Source organism: uncultured Cytophaga sp. (genome assembly GCF_937863595.1).
In the GTDB taxonomy this organism is placed as follows: Bacteria; Bacteroidota; Bacteroidia; order Cytophagales; family Cytophagaceae; genus Cytophaga.
Genome location: NZ_CALMGQ010000186.1, coordinates 1 through 19,008, shown reverse-complemented (window position 1 = coordinate 19,008; position 19,008 = coordinate 1). Strand labels below are relative to the sequence as shown.

The window sequence follows — 19,008 nt, the reverse complement described above, 5'->3', positions numbered from 1 at the left end:
AATAATTATTTTTTTCCTCTAATAAATCCTTGTTGTTTCATCCTTGAAATTACGGCGTCCCATACTTCATCAATTGTTTTTTCAATATAAATTGGATTCGTAGTGGTTGTTATGCCAGACCATAAGACTTTATTTTGTGACACAGAAAACACATTGGTTTCAATCACATAATTTTGATTTTCTGTATAATATCCTGGAGAATAATAACCTCCATAATACATTCCATACCAACCATAATAACCACCTTGATACGTACCAGGTACATAAGTTGTAGTTTTTTGATCATCAATTAAATTCATAGTAACAATACCATCGTAGCCATTTTGGGCTAAAAAATTTTTCACTCCAGGCTCATCCATATCTTTTTGTTCAACACCAAAAACTTCATAGGATTGTCTGAATGTAGTATCCTTCGATGCCAATTTATCTTCTGCAATCCTTCTTGTTGTTTCATCTTTTAGTAAGGCAACAACCATCACCTTTTTAAATTGCTCTTTCGTGTATGTTGCACCTGGTGCTTTCCAACTACTTTGTAATGTAGTTGAGGTGCAAGCACCGAAACTGAATAAAAATAAGAGTACTAGCGAGGCGAAAGAATATTTTTTCATATTATATGTATTTTGAATATATATAATATACTTATATTTTATAAAATAAACGAATTACAAATCTCCTTTTTTAACCTTCATCGCTTTAGCTACGCTATACTTTCTTCCTGTAGCAAGTTGTATGCAGAGTGCACGTTTTGTTTTAAACTCTTCGATTTTAAAGGAATCACTCTTAATTAAAAACACATCCCCTACTTTTAAATCTTCTAAGAAAATATAGTGATCTGCATCTGTATCGTATCTACTCAATACCTTCATCAATGCAATATCTCCGCAGGATGAAGCCGATGGTTCGTTGTACATATGTGCATGCAATGCTACCAATACATCTTCGGGAAAAACATCAGGCTTTAAAATGGGGTACATGACTTCTTTAAAAGCAGACTGCCATTCTTCTCCATGTGGCTTTACAGAAACGCCATGACGAATGGTTGTAACGAGATGCGCGACTTCGTGTAAATAGGTTACTAAAAATGAATACCTATTCAAACCTCTATTGACCGTAATGGTATGTTTCTTTATTCTCGGATCGAAGGTATAATCACCCAATTTTGTTTCTCTATCGCGGCTTGCTTTAAAATGAAATCGACCTAATTTCCACAGTTCAATAACATACGCTATAGCGGTTGGAGGAACATGAGCACGCAGTATATCAGGTGTAGAACGCATAGCTGAAGATACGTATTTATATAAAAAAAGAAAAACCGCTCAAAGAGCGGTTTTTCTTAGCATTCAATGGACCGAAGTCCAGTGAATTACTTAACAACTTCAGTTGTAGTAGTAGTTGTAGTAGTATCTGGAGCCATTGTAGTAGTATCTGGAGCTACTGGAGCAACTTCAGTTGGAACTACAGTAAGAGTATCTTCGTTAGATACTTCAACTTTTTTTTCTGCGCAAGAAGCGAAAGCTAAAACTGCAGCAAGAGATAATAATGTGAATACTTTTGTCATGATTGTAATAATTTATAGTTTATTTTCGGATACAAATTTAGTACTTTTTTCAATTATCCAAGGTGAATCGATGGTTTTTTTATTAAAAAAACTCTTATAAATATATATTTATAAGAGTTTTAACAATTAAATTTTATTTTTTTCTAAAAACGATCGAAATAGGCACTCCTTCAAAATCAAAATATGCTCTAATCTTATGTTCCAAGAATCGTGTGTAGGATTCTCCTACATATTGAGGTAGGTTACAGAAGAAAGCAAAAGTTGGAGACTTTGTCGGCAATTGAGTAATATACTTGATTTTTACATACTTCTGCTTTGTTGCAGGAGGTGGGTTATAGTCAATTTCTGGAAGAATCTTGTCATTTAATTCAGAAGTTGGTACGCGTTTCCCTCTATTTTCGTACGCTTTCAAAATTGCTTCTACCGATTGAAACAAACGTTGCTTATTTAATACTGAAATAAACATGATGATTGGATAATCAATTGGTTTTAGCGCATTACGAATATTTTCTTGAAATTCTTGTGCTGTTTTAGAATCCTTTTCGATCAAATCCCATTTATTCACTAAAATAACAATACCCTTTTTATTGTTGTGAGCCATCCAGATGATGTTCATGTCTTGTGATTCAATGCCACGTTCTGCATCAATCATAATAACGCACACATCTGATTCCTCTAGGGCTTTCACAGAACGCAATATAGAATAAAATTCTATATCTTCTTTTATACGAGATTTCTTACGAATACCCGCTGTATCTACGAAAATGAATTCCTTACCAAACACATTGTAATGTGAGGTAATTGAATCGCGTGTTGTACCAGCAATTTCTGTTACAATGCTACGATCTTTACCTAACAATGCATTTACATAAGATGATTTACCAGCATTTGGTCTTCCCAAAACAGCAATTTTAGGAATTCCTGCATTTGGATCTTCATCGCCTTCTGTTTTGAAATGTGAAATCACTTCATCCAACAGCTCTCCTGTGCCAGTTCCGTTTTGAGAAGAGATCGGATATATTTCACCGATGCCTAACGAATAGAATTCAGCACTCATGTGCAAACGTCTGTTATTGTCGGCTTTATTAACCACCAACAAAACAGGTTTTTTTGTACGACGAATTTTGTTTGTAAATTCTTCATCCAAATGATGTACGCCTACTTCTGCATCTACTACAAACAAGATTACATCTGCTTCTTCAATTGCAATATCAACTTGCTCTCTAATTTGGCCTTCAAAAATATCACTTGATCCAGTTACATATCCACCTGTATCAATAACGGTAAAGAATTTACCACACCATTCTGCTTCACCATAATGACGATCTCTTGTTACGCCACTTTCATTATCCATGATGGCTACACGAGCACCTACCAAGCGATTGAATAAGGTTGATTTACCAACATTGGGTCTACCAACTATCGCTACTATATTTGACATATTATTTCTTAATCTAATTTATACCCAAACTGACGCAAGTAAAATTCTTTACTTCTCCAATCTGGCTCTACTTTTACAAATGTTTCTAGGAATACTTTTTTGCCGAAGAATTCTTCCATGGATTTACGGGCCTGGGTAGCCGTACGTTTCAAGGCCTCACCACCTTGTCCAATTACAATTCCTTTTTGCGATTCACGCTCAACAATGATTACTGCTTGTATGCGCAACAAATCTTTCTGGTCTTTGAAAGATTCTATCAATACTTCCGAACTATACGGAATTTCTTTGCTGTAATTTTTAAATATTTTCTCTCTAAATATTTCGGATGCAAAAAAACGCTCGGGTTTATCCGTCAATGCATCTTTATCATAGAATGGCGGGTGATCTTGCAAATGCGACAACACCCACTTCAATACCATATCTGAATTAAATCCTTTGATAGCCGAAACAGCTAATATGGATTCTGCTTTTGGAAACTCTACTTTCCATTTTTCAATCAAGGCATCCATCTCTTCTTGTGTGGAGAGATCTACCTTATTCAATACCAACAATACAGGAACGTCAACATTATTCAAACGTTGCAATACCAAGCCATGATCTCCAGGATCTTTTACATCCAACACCCACAAAACCATATCGGCATCTTCCAAAGAAAAATCCACAAAACGCATCATAGACTTCTGAAGTTCGTATTTAGGCTCAATTACACCAGGTGTATCCGAGTAAACGATTTGAAAATCAGGATCATTTATAATACCCATTACACGGTGACGGGTAGTTTGTGCCTTAGGTGTAATAATTGATAGACGCTCACCTACCAAGCAATTCATCAAGGTTGATTTGCCCGCATTCGGACGACCAACAATGCTAACAAAGCCGGCTTTATGTGTTTTTGGGTTCTCCATTTGTATTTGTAATGTGCAAAGGTACAAAAAAGAATTGGCTTCAATACTAAGCTATTAGGATTGAATATGATATAAACATGGAGTTTTCATACATTGACAACGCTCAAGGCCTCGTAAAAAAACAAATAACAAAAGACAAATTTCAAACGGAGGGAATGTTCAAGTAATACTGTCGTTTTCCTTAACAGAATATAGAGTGCTAAAGACCTTCGTTTTGTTTCTCGCTTGTAAAAGAGTCTCTAATAATAAAGCCATCAGACCAACTGGGAATTTGCTCGGATGGTTGCTCATAAAATATTCCTTCCTTCCTTCCTTCCTTCCTTCCTTCCTTCCTTCCTTCCTTGGGTGATTACGAACATATTAAAAGAGGTTCATGGTTTTGTAATTCTATTTATCCATCTGTTAAAAGTTCTAAATGCATTTGATTGACCGTATTGAAACAAACATTCGATATTTGTATTATTCTACTATTCTATCTACAGTATGGAAACTGTATGGGAACTGTATGGGAACTGTATGGGAACTGTATGGGAACTGTATGGCTAATGTATGGGGAGTGTATGAAAAAGAAAAATATGCTGTTTAATTGAATACTGCATACTATATGCGTAAAGGCAGTTTGTGCAAAAGGTGTGTTTTGCATCAAAATTGTATTATTTTAATAATATTAAGTCAATGTCGTTTCCTTGAGAGAATTTAGAGTGCTGGTATCCTTCGTTTTGTGATTGTTTCAAGCTTTACGAAGGGAGATCAAATAATTAAATCGTCTTACCAACAGAAAAAGGGATCGACCGACTATTCAAAATGAATATATTTGCTCATTACCTCCTTAGGGAAACGACATTGATTCATGTACTAAAATTGTTGGGATCTAATTAGTTTAGCGATTGGTTGTTGGTTTAAAAGACAAAACCTATCCCGAATTTAATTGAGTTCAATAACGATTCATTCCATCCATTTGGAATTTGCCTTTTGTTTTTTGGAATATAAGTTTTCCTCTGCTACTTCAAGCGTGTCCATGTTTCCGTACTGTATAAAAAACCAATGTAGCCTCTCATGCTTAAGGTTCCATCATCGTTCAGCCACAATTTACCTGTATATGTTTTCCCATCCCGTACATCGTAAATTTTCCCGTCAATATATTCTCCATCATCGTAAATAAACTTATTAAAAAGAATTGACCCTAAAACAGGCTGGCTTCGTTTGGTTGCATCTGGATTTTTAGTGTCTAGTTGGGGCTTCCCGGTTGCTGGGTCATTGGGTTGCGACAGCCAAACAACTTTTCCATAATAGATATTGTTGATTTTATACATTTCAACATGGGCTTTTTTATCGGCAGAAAGCCATGTTCCAAGTATTTTATCTGCTTGAGCAAACGATGACATTGCAATTAAAAGGAGTGGTATAATAGGTAGTAAACGTTTCATAGCGATTTGGCTTACGGTTTATAGATTCACAAAACAGCATTTAAAAATAAAACGATGTGTAGTTATAAAAATTGCTAAAGCGTACCGAACAATAAATATACATTATTCAGAATAAAATCTCTCAAAGGCTCTACCACCTCTACTAGAAAGGCATGATGAAATAGCAGTGGCATGGGCAGTATAAGCCATGCAAATACCCAAACATGTGAAAGCACGGGGTGTGCATTTATTTTTTTAACGAAGGCGATTTTACCTTCTGCAAACATAGCCAAGCCGTGCAATACAAAATATAAAAAAGGCAAGCCATACCCTACTTTTACAGGAAAGGAAATTGCAATTTCATGCAAGAGCCCCGATACCAGAAATGAAGCAATCATTGCCAGAGGAATACCGTACATTAACTTCAACGGTTTATATACAACACTCGCGGTCATTTCAGAAAACGCCATATTCCAGCGTTTTCCCCAAAACTCTTTTAAGGATTTAGCCTTATAAGGAGAACGAAATAATTCCTTTACATCTACCCCAGAAAAACGCCATGATGCCGTACTTAAATTTAATATTCCGAAATGGAGTATAAAGCTTAATCCAACAAGCATCACCAATTCATACAAAAAAAATACGTTGGCATAATTCTGTTGCAAATAGACAGATCCAATTAATAAAGCAATACCAAGTATAATACGTGTTGTACCTTTTATCAAAAAAGGTACAACACCATTCAAGGGTTTTGAAGGAAAGGCTTCGAACAAACGTGGACGCATACCAAACCAACCGAGAGCAAATGCCAGCCATTGAAGTATTGTTACATTTGGTTTTCCTCTGTAGGCTTCCACCATAACAATTAACTTCATGGAAAGTAATTGTAAGGATGCGATTGCAATCATGCGATGAGTAGGACTTTCTGTAGATGTTGTCCATATTGAAAAAACAGCTGTTCCAATTACAAATGACCAACCCAATATTCGAGCAAGTTGAATACGTGTGACATATGGAAGCACATATCCCATTACCAATAGGATAACTCCCCAACCAATCAAGGCACCTAACATTAAATCCATGTGATATTATATAAGAATACGATAAAATAAACTGCTGCAAATACGATAAATAAAACAACCAATGCTACTTCACCTAGTGTAAAGAACAAACCTTTAGGTGCATCTGTTTTGTCAAAATAAAAGAATTGGATTCCAATACGTGTAAGCCAATACAAACTTATGAAAAGTGTAACACAAGATGCTAGAAAAGATTGATTGAGTAATTCATCTACCCCAAAAATAGATACCAATCCAAAACACACATTAATGACTAAAATATATGCGGCATAGGTCCAAAACATTTGTCGAATCAGCGGCTTGACTTTTGCCAATTCTACCTTCCAATTTAACACTTTTGGAATAATGCTACTACCAATTGCTAAAGCAATATGAAGTATTCCGCAAATAAAAATTAAGGTATGAAGGAAATTAAATATCATATCAAAAATAAATTTTATTGCATAAATATACGTTAATTTATCTATTCGGTTGTACCATCGAAATTTTCAGGATTGCGTTAAACTACTAACTCTTTGTTATTAAAAAACAACGCATAAGTCCCCTTTGGCTATTGTTGGTGTTTCCGCCAGTGCAATTAAATAATAATGTACAATCGCTTTTGCGGTGCACCAACAATCCAGTGAGCAAAAGTAGACGGTTGGTATTCTATATTTATCTTGGAATAGATTGTTCATCGTTTTTGTATTTTTTAATTCCATATTTAAAATAAAGCATTTATAATTTCGAATAACGATTTCTTATCCTTTGTTAAAACTTCCCTACCTTTACTCCATGAATCCATACCCCATTGCAGAAATAGTTGAGGAGATAAAGAACGCATTAAAACTGCATACGACCCTCATTTTACAAGCACCTCCCGGTGCAGGTAAAAGTACCATTCTGCCTTTGGAATTATTGCATTCGGATTGGCTTGGGAATAATAAAATAATCTTGCTTGAACCTCGCCGGATGGCTGCGCGAAGTGTTGCACAACGCATGGCAGATTTGTTGGAGGAAGAAGTTGGCAAAACAGTTGGATATCGAGTACGTTTTGATCAGCGCATTTCGGACCAAACACGTATTGAAGTAGTAACAGAAGGCATTTTAACCCGTCGCTTGCAACAAGACTCCACATTGGAAGGTGTTGGTATGGTTATTTTTGATGAATTCCACGAACGTAGTTTACATAGCGATTTATCGCTTGCTTTATGTAGAGACTTACAACTTATTTTACGGGAAGATCTGCGCATATTAATCATGTCAGCTACATTAGATGGCGCACAGCTGTCTTCTATTCTTGATAATGCACCAATCATTACCAGTAAAGGACGACAATATCCAATTGATGTACGTTACAATCCCATTGATACAAACGCACACATAAGCGCACAAGTAACAAGCGTCATTAACAAAACACTGAAGGAAGAAACAGGCGATATTCTTGTATTCTTACCAGGTGTGCGCGAAATACAACAAACGGCAGATGCTTTATCAACGATACACTCGGACATTTCCATTCGTCCACTGTATGGCGAACTATCTTTAAACGCACAACAAGAAGCCATCAAACCCGATGCGCAACTACGGAGAAAAGTAGTACTTGCTACATCGATTGCAGAAACGAGTTTAACTATTGAAGGCATTCACATTGTTATTGATAGTGGCTTGGCGCGTGTACCGAAGTTTGACCCCAATAGTGGGATGACGAAATTGGATACCGTTAAGGTAACACAAGATGCTGCAGATCAACGAGCGGGTCGTGCAGGCAGACTTGGTCCAGGAATCGCCATTCGTCTCTGGTCTGAAGCCACACACAACTATTTAAAACCGCAACGCATCCCTGAAATTTTAGAAGCAGATTTAGCACCTTTGGTATTAGAACTTGCACAATGGGGCGTAAAAGATATTAGCTCCATGACATGGGTAACCGTTCCGCCTAAAGGATCGGTGGAACAAGCAAAATCTTTGTTGCAAGAATTACACGCATTGAATCGGGATGCGATTACAGAAGAAGGCAAACGCATTGCCAATCTCCCTACGCATCCGCGTACAGCACACATGTTGCTAAAAGGCAAGGAGAATAACATGCTTCCGCTTGCAATTGATCTGGTTTGTATTTTGGAAGAACGAGATGCCTTGGGAAAACATGCAGGAGCAGATATCGCTTTAAGAGTTGAAGCTTTACGTGCTTGGCGCACAGGCAAGCGTTTCCAAGGAGAGAAACAAATTTTTGAACGCATAGAACGTTCGGTACAATCTTGGAGAAAAATTTTCTCCATTAAATCATCGGATTACTCATTCGATTTAGATTCCATCGGCTTACTCATTGCCGCAGCCTATCCTGAACGTATTGCAAAATTAGTAGATGCTGCATCGGCACGATACCGTATGGCCAACAGCCGCAATGTGCGCTTGCACGATCAAGATGTATTGGTTAAAGAAGAATGGCTTGCTATTGCACACGCCGATGCAGGTGTTGGAGAAGGCCGTATTTATTGGGCTGCAGCATTAAATCCTTTGCTATTAACAGATAGAATGGAACAACACGTTCGCATTCGTTGGGATGAGGCAAAAGGTATTTTGATCCAACAAGAAGAGACACGTATAGGAAGTTTAATCGTTTCGACAAAACCACTAAAAGAAGTGGACGAAACGCTACGCTGCAATGCTTTATGTGCAGCGGTACAAAAAGAAGGATTTAAACTTTTTAATTGGGATGAAGATTGCGCGCAATGGCAAGCACGGGTATTGTCACTAAGACTGTGGCGTTCAACAGAAGAGTGGCCAGATGTACGGTTCGAAGAATTGCTTTCAACCGTTGACTCTTGGCTTCCCTTCTACTTAAAATATGTAAAACATAGAGAAGATTTCAAGAAAATTCCAATGTTGGAAGTTTTAAATACCATACTTCCTTGGGAACAGTCGCAGATACTTACTAAACTTGCACCTACACATCTGAATGTTCCGAGTGGCTCTTCCATACTTCTGGAATACAAAGTAGATGGAAGCGCTCCTGTTTTATCCGTTCGTTTACAAGAACTCTTTGGTTTAACAGATACACCTGCAGTTAATGATGGCAAAAACAAGGTAATGATACATTTGCTTTCGCCTGGCTATAAACCTGTTCAAGTAACGCAAGACTTAAAAAGTTTTTGGTCGAACACCTATCCGGACGTTCGCAAAGAACTGCGGATGCGTTACCCAAGACATTCATGGCCCGAAGATCCTTGGAACGCAGAAGCGGTACGAGGTGTTAAAAGAAAAACGATTTAATTATTCATGTTCAAATACATAGGTCTATATATTTTATTTCTATTCACAACAGTATCACATACGCTTGTTGCACAATCTACTTGGCTATTAGCGGAGTCGATTGACAAAAACAATCTGTGGAATGAACCCTATTATAAACCGTTCAACTCGGCAGACAATTTAGTAGTATTCCGTACAGACTCAGCAAAATTTTGTACCGATTGTAGTTTACCAAATACCTTATGGAAAGGAATAGAATCTGGGAAAATAACCGCTTGGCAATTATCTAAAAAAATCGTTTTAGTTCCACAAAAATACAGCAGTATAAAAAGTCAATTACTTAACCAAGTTGCAAAAACAAATTCCATTGCATCGATTCAAGAAGCACTAACTTCTTCTGAAGTTACGATTTATAGAAAGCCCCTAAATGAAAATGCACAAACAATACATGAATTACCTATTGAATGGATCGCATTAAAAATTCCTTTTGAAAAAGACACAAGCATACTTTATTTAAAAGCGGCACAGTGTATTCCTTTTTTAAACACACCCACGTGCAAATGGGTACTGCCAAGCAATTACCATTCAACATTGAATATGGGAGATGCTTTAATCCAACGAAAGTATGTAGCCTCAAAAACGACACATATCGTTGCATCTGTAAACTTGCAACAAAGCATTTCTTTAAAAAAGAGTACACCTACTTTATTTATAACACTACTTAAAAATACTCAACCGTCCCTCTCTTTAGAAAATGCAGATACCTTATATATTCGTTTGCAAGCAATGTACAGCGCAAGTACTACAAGTGCATACAATAGAGGATTAAACAAAGCACATTTGATTGAATATCTATTAACCTCGCATGCAGAACAAAAAATCACAGTTTACAACTATCACGCAGAAGGATATTTTACTAAAATAAGTAAGAAAGAAATTGCCAATCATTTACTTGTTGAAACCATTGAAGACGAAGAATATGTTGTAAAAAGATATTCTTCAAAAGCCTTTACACGCATACATGTATTAAAAACATCAACCAAAATATCTACTGAAGAACGCATAAGCACTGACTGGTTTATCATTGGGATGGATACAAGTATTTCCACGAATGTATATAATACGCATGCCCTTGCTTTCAAGTATACGGATGTCATAGAGTTGATTCGCACAACCAATATGATGTGGTATAATGGGTTAAATGAAAAAGATTCGGTTCGTTTAGACGTAGCATTACAAAAAGATTACATTGATTACGATGCTATGGTTTTATCGAATATATATGGAGATACAATTGCTTCTTTTTCAAAATACCCGAATTGGGTAGAACAAAAAAACGAACAGGAGCCCATGTCGATCTTATATTCCTATGGGAGTAATCTCATAAAATCATTTAAAGGAAGCACGTTAAACATTCCTGTTTCAAAAAATAAAAACACAAGTCACACATACTATTTAAGCTACCAATTCACATCTGGGAATACAGCGTCCAGTTCAACGGATGCAACGCTTATAGATGCATTGATTGATGGCATTCAGCATAAGAAAATAGGAGTTTATACAGACCCAAAAATGGAGCATAAAACATCTATGAACAGCGTATTAAACAAATTGGACAAATCGCGGTTTTACAAAACTGGAAACACGAAGAAAGACAGTATCTATATCAGTAAAATACCGCTAGAAGAACGCTATATTAAAACTTCCGAGCTCTCCGATTATGAGTTGATTAGTATGTATACTTCTAACGGTAAAAAATCAATAAATACGGGTCTTTCATTCGGTGTATTTATCCCCGCTGAATTAAATCCACAATACGAGACCGACACCTTGTGCTATGTTTCGTATGGAGAATTTTTATCTTTCATCAAAAAAAGTAAAGCATATAAAAAATTGACCACGCAATTTGAATCGCTCTTAAATCAACATTCCATTATCCTTGTAACAGATTTTTATGATATCGTTACGTACGATGCATCTAATGAAAATACAACTGTATGGAGTGATTTACCAGAGTATGTTAGGGAGCGCTGTTTATTGCAGTCAATGACAGCTGAATAATACACACCTGTCTGAAGACTGGCGGGAGGTAAAATAAGGCCTGCCTGTAGATTGATTTAAGTGTACTGATATCTTATTTCAGATTAGTTCAATCTTTAAGAATGGTTAGTCAGAAAGACACAACCTTGGCGAATTAATATAGGACTGAATGTAATTGGATTTGGTATAATGCACACTAGTCAATGAATAGATTGCAATAATTTAAAAAATAAAAAAGTCCCGCTTTCACGGGACTTTTCACATACTCAAAATGAGCAAAAATTATTTTTTGAATGTCACATTGTACAATTCAATGCTTTCTTTCACGATACGGAATGCATCTTCTTTACCTAAGAAACCTTCAACAACAACTTCTTTGTTTTCAAGAATTTTATAATCTTCGAAGAAACGTTGCACTTCTAAAATTAAATGTGGAGGCAAATCTGTAATATCATTGTAGTGATTCACCGAAATATCGTCAGCTGCTACAGCAATGATTTTGTCATCACTTTCGCCACCATCTAACATACGCATTACACCAATTACTTTTGCATTTACAATGCAAAACGGAACTACTTCTATTTGAGAAATAACCAATACATCTAAGGGATCTTTATCGTCGCAATACGTGCGAGGAATAAAACCATAGTTTGCAGGATAATGAACAGAAGAAAAAAGCACACGATCCAAACGCAATAAACCAGATTCTTTATCTAATTCATATTTTGCTTTGCTTCCGCTAGGGATTTCAATAATACATTGAACAATTGATGGAGAATTTTCTCCATAAGAAACATCATGCCAAGGATTCATATTTTTAAAATTATTAGTATCGCAAATTACGAAATTTATCGCTTTTTTGATACTATTATTAACAACTGATTTATAACAAATTACAATTAATTCGGCATTTTATAATGCGAAGCTATGATTTTTTCAAACCATTTTTTAGGGACCAACCTACGTACAAGGATGGAAAGCTTTTGCATGGGCTTTCCTACTACATAATTGATATCTGGATTTGACGCATGAATCATTCTCTCAATTGCTTTTCCCATTAATATAGGATCCGATGAATGCGCCACTTCTGCATTAATCATTGCTTCAACTCGGCTTATTTCTGCAACATAAACAGATCCTGACCTACCGGCCTTTGCCACTCTTCTATTTTCGCTGATATTAGTTGCAAAATCTCCCGGATCAACCACACATGCACGCACGCCATATGGTTTCAATTCCATACGCATCGCTTCGGTTATCATGTGAACAGATGCTTTAGTAGCGCTATAGATGCCTCTATAGGGCAAACCCATGTAACCTGCAATTGAACTTACGTTTATAATCAATCCGCTTTTACGTTCGCGCATATGAGGCAGAACAGCCTGCATGGTACGTAAAATACCATATACATTTGTTTCAAATACTTCTTTTACCTCTTCGGCAGTACTATCTTCAATAGAACCCAACATTCCGATGCCTGCATTGTTAATCAACACATCCAATTTGCCTTCTGCATCAATGATTGTTTTTAATGCAGGAGTTATTGTTGATTCATCCAATACATCTAGCGCAATCAATTTAAAAGGTACTTCATCTTTATACCGATTTGGATTTCTGCTTGTACCATAAACAACAAAGCCTCTTTGATGCAAGTATAAACAAATGGATTTCCCAATACCCGAACTTCCGCCCGTAACTAAAACGACTTTATTCATGTTATTTTTTTTGAAGCAACACTGCTACTTTATTAAAATCAGCGGCTGCATTTACAACACTTCTGTACTGTTCAAACTCTGATAGAGGGTAATGTAACTGAGAATAAAATTCCTCGATGGAAACAATAACTTTCGTTCCTTCTATCTTATATTCGGATTTGAATTTACAGGTCACTTCTCCTTTAGCATTTTTAATCTCTTTAAAAAGAATCAATTGGTCTAGATTTTCCATTTTATAACCATCCGGAATATTGATTACAATTTTACGCATATACGAACGATTGTAATCACATTCAACAGGCTGTTTACGTTGTTTTTCTTGATACAATTGAGATTGTTGCCCAATGACTTTCCCAATATTGAAAATAAATTTATCTCCAGCACTTTCTAATAACGAAGAGGATTCCATTTTCAAATCCAATAAAAGAGGCACATAAAATGTACAGTTATTTCTATCTGTATTTTTTGCTTCACCTTTTATCATTTGTGCATCTTCAACGGTACTTTCAGCCAATTCTTTAAGAATTTTATTTTTATCCTCATCACTAATTAAATCGTAAAATGCTACAATTCCATTACCAGAATACCCGCCTAAAGACCTAGTCAAATCTATCAACACCTTATCATCTTCCATTTTAAATGAAAGATTTATATCTAAGTTATCATACGTTTCTTTAGAAGAGTTTTCTCCTATATACCGAACTTCCGATACCGCAGACTTTATTTCTCCAATAACAACTGGCTTTATGAATAGGCCATAATTATCCAAATAGCTATACGGAATCATTGGATAGCGCATGCCCACTTCAGTTGGAGCAAAAAACTTTTCTGTAGTAGAGAAATAAAATACATATTTTGTTAAATAATCCCAAGATTCGAAGGTTTCATCAAAGGGTAAATCCATACGATCGGATGTCATTACCAATTCGTATTTAATCTTAGCCAGTTCAAATATTTTATTATACAAAATAACCAAGCCCGTTTCATTTGCTTGCTTGCCCTTCAATATAGACGACAAGGTGCTAAATTGCGTGGAGCCAGATTCTACCAAAACAATATTATTTTTTACATATTTCTCAACGGCTTTAATTTTATCTTCTGGATTAACAAGGCTTGACAAACCAATTGTGCTAATTAATTTTAAAACAGCCTTATCGGATTTTGTATCAACTGGGTGTGTATTTGCATAAATATTTTTTGCAACTTCAGCATATGTAAACAACTTAGATTTACCATCGTTGCGATAGGTGTTGTAAGAGAGTCTGTATTCAACACGCATTCTATTGCGTTCATAATTTGCGAACTCTTCTTCAAGCAAAACGGGTACAGAAACATTTTGTACTGTTAAATAATTCTTTTCATTATACGTGGTATCCTTCATTGTCGGAAAACCATTGAATGATTTCGTTTCAAAAGTTAGGTTCTCTGGACAAATAATTTTTATCGTTACATCTTTATTTAAGGTTCCAAGCTGTACATATTCACGACCATAAAACTCAGGTGTACGCTTTAATATATATATGTATTCAATTTCAGAACCAACCTCTACTCCTTCAATAGCAAATATTTTATACCCATGATTTTTTTCAACATCATCAATCTCCTTAATATTACCTTTATCTAATTCTGTTATTTTACCAGACTTACTAATGGAACGAACATGAAGCTGAAGTAAATCACTCACATCACGCATAGAAATAAATACTTTATTATTCTCATTCACTGCAGCATCGTTGTTTACTCGAATGATTTTATGAACGACTTGTATCATTTCTAATAAACGAGCATCATTGTATGCGTATTCGAGAATACGCACATCTTTAATGCGAACAGTATTTTCAGCTTCATCCTCGCTTGTTAATGCATGTCTTTTGGGACTTGCCTCCCAAGTATAGTCTGCATTTTCAAATTCTGCAAATGTTATAAGTGAAACAAAAAATAAGGAGATACCTATTAAACATTTTTTCATTTTTATATTATTTATTTTTTTTCAATGTAATATTTTCCTTGTATGATTTATTCATTTCTGAAATCATTTTATTCCATTCGTTAAATTCTTTCTTTTCTATCATTAACGAATTCATATAAATTGACTTTCTCAATGTAATCGTCCGTCCCGATTTTTCATATACAAAATCAAATCCTGCTTTATCATAGGAATACGATTTATTTAAGGGAATATTTTTCACATTATACCCTTCTGGAATTTCAAATACAATTACTTCATTTAGAAGTGTGGTATTATCATGCATGAAATCCAATTTTCTCGTTAACGTATCAACGAGGTCTGCGTTAAACATTTTAAATAAATGAAGGTTTACAAATACCTCATCTTGATAGCTTACAACATAGTCTGGCAATTCGTAGTCATAATTAAAAATAAGTTTCGAATCTCGATCTTCAATATTTTTTACACTAGCATTACTTATGCTACACTTATTATTACCAAATTTCAAATAGCTGTTTAAATATTGAGTCTTTTCTTCTTTATGTGCATTTACATATCGATAGGTAAAATTTATTTTAGGATAACCCGCAACGGTTCTATAACCCACGCCTTTTAAACGCATATTTGTTAATGTACACTTTACACTATCGTACACTGTATTTCTTTCTTTAGGTAATACGGGTACTTCAACAATTTTAAATGTTTTACCCGTTAAAGAAATCAATGCTTGCTTTCCTTGAATGTGATCCGTCGGAAAACCAAATGGTTGATACTTGCCCGTTGCATCTAAGAAATAAGTAGAATCATTTATATTCACTTCTGCAATCATGTGATTAAAATTACAAGGCGAAGGCATTGTCGTAATTTTATACGCAATATCCCGCGTACCTATCCATGCAATATGTGCATCCAAGCCAGCAGATTTATGGATAACCGAAATTAAATTGGCCATATCCTTACAGTCACCATACCGCTTTTTATAAACATCCGAAGCAGCTCTAGGTACAAATCCACCATACCCATCTTCAAAGGCTACATAATTCACATGGTCTTGTACCCAATAGAATATATTTTTTGATAGTTCATAATCCGTTTTAGAAACAGCTTTAAGTGAATCAGACAATTGTTTTATAGAAGGATCTTTTTCATTTTGAACTTTCTCTACAAAGGTATATAACCAATTGTACAAGCCTTGTTGGTTTTCAAAGTAAATTCGATTCCCATTTGGCGTATTGATTTTATTTACCTTAATAAATATTTGAGGTGAATAGTATCCAATGCTTAATGAGCGTCCCTCAAATACAATGGATGGCAAATTTTTCATACGCCATGTATGTGTGGTATAATTTCCTTTTTTAATCTGAGTATATTCAATTTGACTTGGTGCTACATTATACAAAAGCGTATCAAATTCAATTGAATTGTTACACACCAACACCAACTCTGAAAGATCGCATGGATACTCTGCGGCAAAATTATACGGAGAAATAAGTTGAGGCAATAAATAATTAGTTGTATATGAAAGCTTTGTGATTGAACCTTCTTTCAATTGAGGATATACAAATTTATATTCCTTCATATCATCATAAAATACCCCAGAGCTATATGAAGGCGATAAGCTAAATTGCTTTACTGGATATATTTTATATTTCCCTTTTTCATCAAGTGCTTTGGTTTCTGCATGAATGTTAGAAACTGGATTTAATGTACCTGAATAAATTTTATCCTCCGAACGATTTTTTGCATTTTCATTCAAGTAGAAGCACTCATCTAAATGCTCGGCATTTAAACTTAAGGTGTCTTTAATTAAGTCCATCTTAAACGTTTGTCGCTTTACCAGATAAGCAGCATTTTCTCCTGGATATTTCGACAGATATTCTTTTGTAGAAAGTGTTTGTGCTATCCCAGAAAATGAGAGTAGCATCAATATGAAAAGAAATGTACTTTTTGTTTGCTGCATGTGCATGATTTAATAAACAATACCGTCTCTATAAAATAATTTTCTCGTTAACTTACCCATCTGATCGTAATACATGCAGGTTCCATTTAATTTACCCAAAACATATACTTCAACCGATTTCACCGAACCATTTGCATAGAATGTTTTGCATACACCATCTTTTTCACCGTATAGATAGTTTTCTTGTTTAGATATTTTTCCATTTAAGAAGTACTCCGTAGCTTTTCCTTCTTTCATTCCGAACACATAATTTATTTCAGAATGAAGTACACCGGTTGAAAAGAATTCTTTATACGTTCCATCTCTACGTCCCTTTATAGACGAATACTCAATAGCTTTAGTTCCGGAAGGATACGTAGACTTGTAATCGGCCGTTTCGTAATATACAGGAATTGCAGCAACAAGTTTCCCATCTACCCCAGGATAGGAATAACTTTTAACAACATCATCTTCAAAATTACGAACAAAAATAACCACGTTAGGAAGATCTGCTGAGTAATAATTAATTGCTCCGTCATATACATCCATATCCCAATTAATATCAAAGTCTTTATAGCCACTTTCTAAATAATCAACCCACAAGCTATCTTTCGACCCTCTTTTATAAACTCCAATTGACTCAATTTTTTGATTTGGATAATAATATTTCCACAATCCTTCTCTAAGATTGTTTTTAAAATTCCCTAAAATAGCTAGGGTACCATCTTCATCAAAATTTTTGATTTCACCTGAACGTTTCCCTCGAACATATTTCAAAGTCTCTTCCACAGAGCCATTACTATATTTAAAGGTCAACACACCATCGATTAATCCGTTCTTCATTTGATACTGCACTTTGGATTTTCCATTTGGGTATACTGTTTTATATTCACCCGTTCCTTTGGGGAAATTATTTGTATAAGCTACAGCACCTAAGGTATCAAAATGATTTATAAATTTCACAAATCCATATTCGTAGTATTCTTCCCTTTTTTTCAATTCAGTTTCCGAGTATTCTGTATTATACCGATACTTTTCATTATCCAAATAATAATATTCATATTCTTTTTTACCATTTGGGTAATAACCCAACCAATATCCTTGCTTTTGATCTTCTACTAAATAGCCAATACGTTCAAGTTGTTTGTTTCTATAATACGCTTTAAATAAGCCATCCCCGATGCCATTTTTATAATATTTTTCAGACTCTACAAAACCATTTGAATAATAATTAATCGTTAAGCCATTCAACTCACCTTTTGAATATTGACTTTTGGTTTCTAAAAAATCATTTTGATTGTAAAATTTCCATTCACCTTCTTGCATCCCATCTTTAAATATTCCTTCCGCACTCAAGGTTTTGCCATCTGGGTAATACGTTTTATAAACAAGTGTACCGCCTTTTACTTTACCAGTAGAAACAACAACACCTTTCTTATCATAAATGGTATAAGACGTTAATTGATTGTCTGAATAAATATAAACACCATGAAGTATTCCATCAACATCATATTCCTTTTGATCTCCCGACTTTTTCCCTTTAAGGTCATACTTCGAAATTTGTTCAAGATTCCCATTCTTATAATAACTAACCCATTTCCCTACAAGAGCACCCATATTGTTATATGATCCTGAGTCCAACAATTGTTTGTTATCATAATAACTCAGCCAAACTCCAGTCATGGTACCTGCAGCATATTGACCCTTCTTTTTCAATATCCCATTTTCATGATACTCTTCAAA

The 19,008-nt window shown here is 35.1% G+C and carries 16 protein-coding genes; 3 read left to right on the top strand and 13 right to left on the bottom strand.

Translation table 11 applies throughout. The annotated features are described in order from the left end of the window. Positions 1 to 5: 5 nt before the first annotated feature. The 5 genes from Q0543_RS16510 to era form a co-directional block, all read right to left on the bottom strand. Positions 6 to 608, bottom strand: coding sequence for a hypothetical protein (locus Q0543_RS16510; RefSeq protein ID WP_299255643.1), 603 nt, complete (start codon positions 606 to 608; stop codon positions 6 to 8). A 54-nt stretch (positions 609 to 662) separates the two neighbouring features. After that, positions 663 to 1,277, bottom strand: coding sequence for a SprT-like domain-containing protein (locus Q0543_RS16505; protein WP_299255641.1), 615 nt, complete (start codon positions 1,275 to 1,277; stop codon positions 663 to 665). Positions 1,278 to 1,363: 86 nt separating this feature from the next. After that, entirely contained in the window at positions 1,364 to 1,558 is a 195-nt protein-coding gene (locus Q0543_RS16500) for a hypothetical protein (protein WP_299255639.1), read from the bottom strand. A gap of 133 nt (positions 1,559 to 1,691) precedes the next feature. Then, entirely contained in the window at positions 1,692 to 2,999 is a 1,308-nt protein-coding gene (gene der / locus Q0543_RS16495; RefSeq protein ID WP_299255637.1) for a ribosome biogenesis GTPase Der, read from the bottom strand. 8 nt (positions 3,000 to 3,007) lie between these two features. Then, positions 3,008 to 3,904: a GTPase Era gene (gene era / locus Q0543_RS16490; protein WP_299255635.1), complete on the bottom strand. Its 897-nt coding sequence runs from the start codon at positions 3,902 to 3,904 to the stop codon at positions 3,008 to 3,010. A 415-nt stretch (positions 3,905 to 4,319) separates the two neighbouring features. Between era and Q0543_RS16485 the strand changes: the two genes are divergently transcribed. Further along, positions 4,320 to 4,490, top strand: coding sequence for a hypothetical protein (locus tag Q0543_RS16485; RefSeq protein WP_299255633.1), 171 nt, complete (start codon positions 4,320 to 4,322; stop codon positions 4,488 to 4,490). Between the two features lie 415 nt (positions 4,491 to 4,905). On the opposite strand, the gene Q0543_RS16480 is transcribed toward Q0543_RS16485, so the two are convergent. From Q0543_RS16480 to Q0543_RS16470, 3 genes are all read right to left on the bottom strand, one after another. Beyond that, complete coding sequence (locus Q0543_RS16480; protein WP_299255631.1) at positions 4,906 to 5,331, bottom strand: DUF2147 domain-containing protein; 426 nt, start codon at positions 5,329 to 5,331, stop codon at positions 4,906 to 4,908. Positions 5,332 to 5,405: 74 nt separating this feature from the next. Continuing rightward, complete coding sequence (locus Q0543_RS16475) at positions 5,406 to 6,392, bottom strand: membrane bound O-acyl transferase family-domain-containing protein (protein ID WP_299255629.1); 987 nt, start codon at positions 6,390 to 6,392, stop codon at positions 5,406 to 5,408. Next, positions 6,383 to 6,811, bottom strand: a complete 429-nt coding sequence (locus Q0543_RS16470; protein ID WP_299255627.1) for a hypothetical protein — start codon at positions 6,809 to 6,811, stop codon at positions 6,383 to 6,385. The genes Q0543_RS16475 and Q0543_RS16470 overlap by 10 nt, the downstream gene beginning before the upstream one ends. Before the next feature lie 352 nt (positions 6,812 to 7,163). Here Q0543_RS16470 and hrpB point away from each other — a divergent pair, with 352 nt between their 5' ends. Both hrpB and Q0543_RS16460 read left to right on the top strand, forming a co-directional pair. Beyond that, positions 7,164 to 9,644 carry an ATP-dependent helicase HrpB gene (gene hrpB, locus Q0543_RS16465; RefSeq protein ID WP_299255625.1) on the top strand — a complete coding sequence of 827 codons (2,481 nt, stop codon included), beginning with the start codon at positions 7,164 to 7,166 and terminating at the stop codon, positions 9,642 to 9,644. A 6-nt stretch (positions 9,645 to 9,650) separates the two neighbouring features. Beyond that, on the top strand, positions 9,651 to 11,684 hold the full coding sequence (locus tag Q0543_RS16460) for a hypothetical protein (RefSeq protein WP_299255623.1): 2,034 nt from the start codon (positions 9,651 to 9,653) through the stop codon (positions 11,682 to 11,684). 261 nt (positions 11,685 to 11,945) lie between these two features. Here Q0543_RS16460 and Q0543_RS16455 read toward each other — a convergent pair whose 3' ends face one another. The 5 genes from Q0543_RS16455 to Q0543_RS16435 all read right to left on the bottom strand — a co-directional run. Then, entirely contained in the window at positions 11,946 to 12,476 is a 531-nt protein-coding gene (locus Q0543_RS16455) for an inorganic diphosphatase (protein ID WP_299255621.1), read from the bottom strand. An 86-nt stretch (positions 12,477 to 12,562) separates the two neighbouring features. Then, on the bottom strand, positions 12,563 to 13,378 hold the full coding sequence (locus Q0543_RS16450; RefSeq protein ID WP_299255619.1) for an SDR family oxidoreductase: 816 nt from the start codon (positions 13,376 to 13,378) through the stop codon (positions 12,563 to 12,565). A 1-nt stretch (position 13,379) separates the two neighbouring features. Beyond that, positions 13,380 to 15,347 carry a DUF3857 domain-containing protein gene (locus tag Q0543_RS16445; RefSeq protein ID WP_299255617.1) on the bottom strand — a complete coding sequence of 656 codons (1,968 nt, stop codon included), beginning with the start codon at positions 15,345 to 15,347 and terminating at the stop codon, positions 13,380 to 13,382. 7 nt (positions 15,348 to 15,354) lie between these two features. After that, a complete protein-coding gene (locus Q0543_RS16440) occupies positions 15,355 to 17,286 on the bottom strand; it encodes a transglutaminase-like domain-containing protein (protein ID WP_299255615.1) in 1,932 nt (643 codons plus the stop codon). Between the two features lie 9 nt (positions 17,287 to 17,295). Beyond that, positions 17,296 to 19,008, bottom strand: a 1,713-nt coding sequence (locus Q0543_RS16435) for a toxin-antitoxin system YwqK family antitoxin (protein WP_299255613.1), incomplete at its 5' end; no start/stop codon positions are given.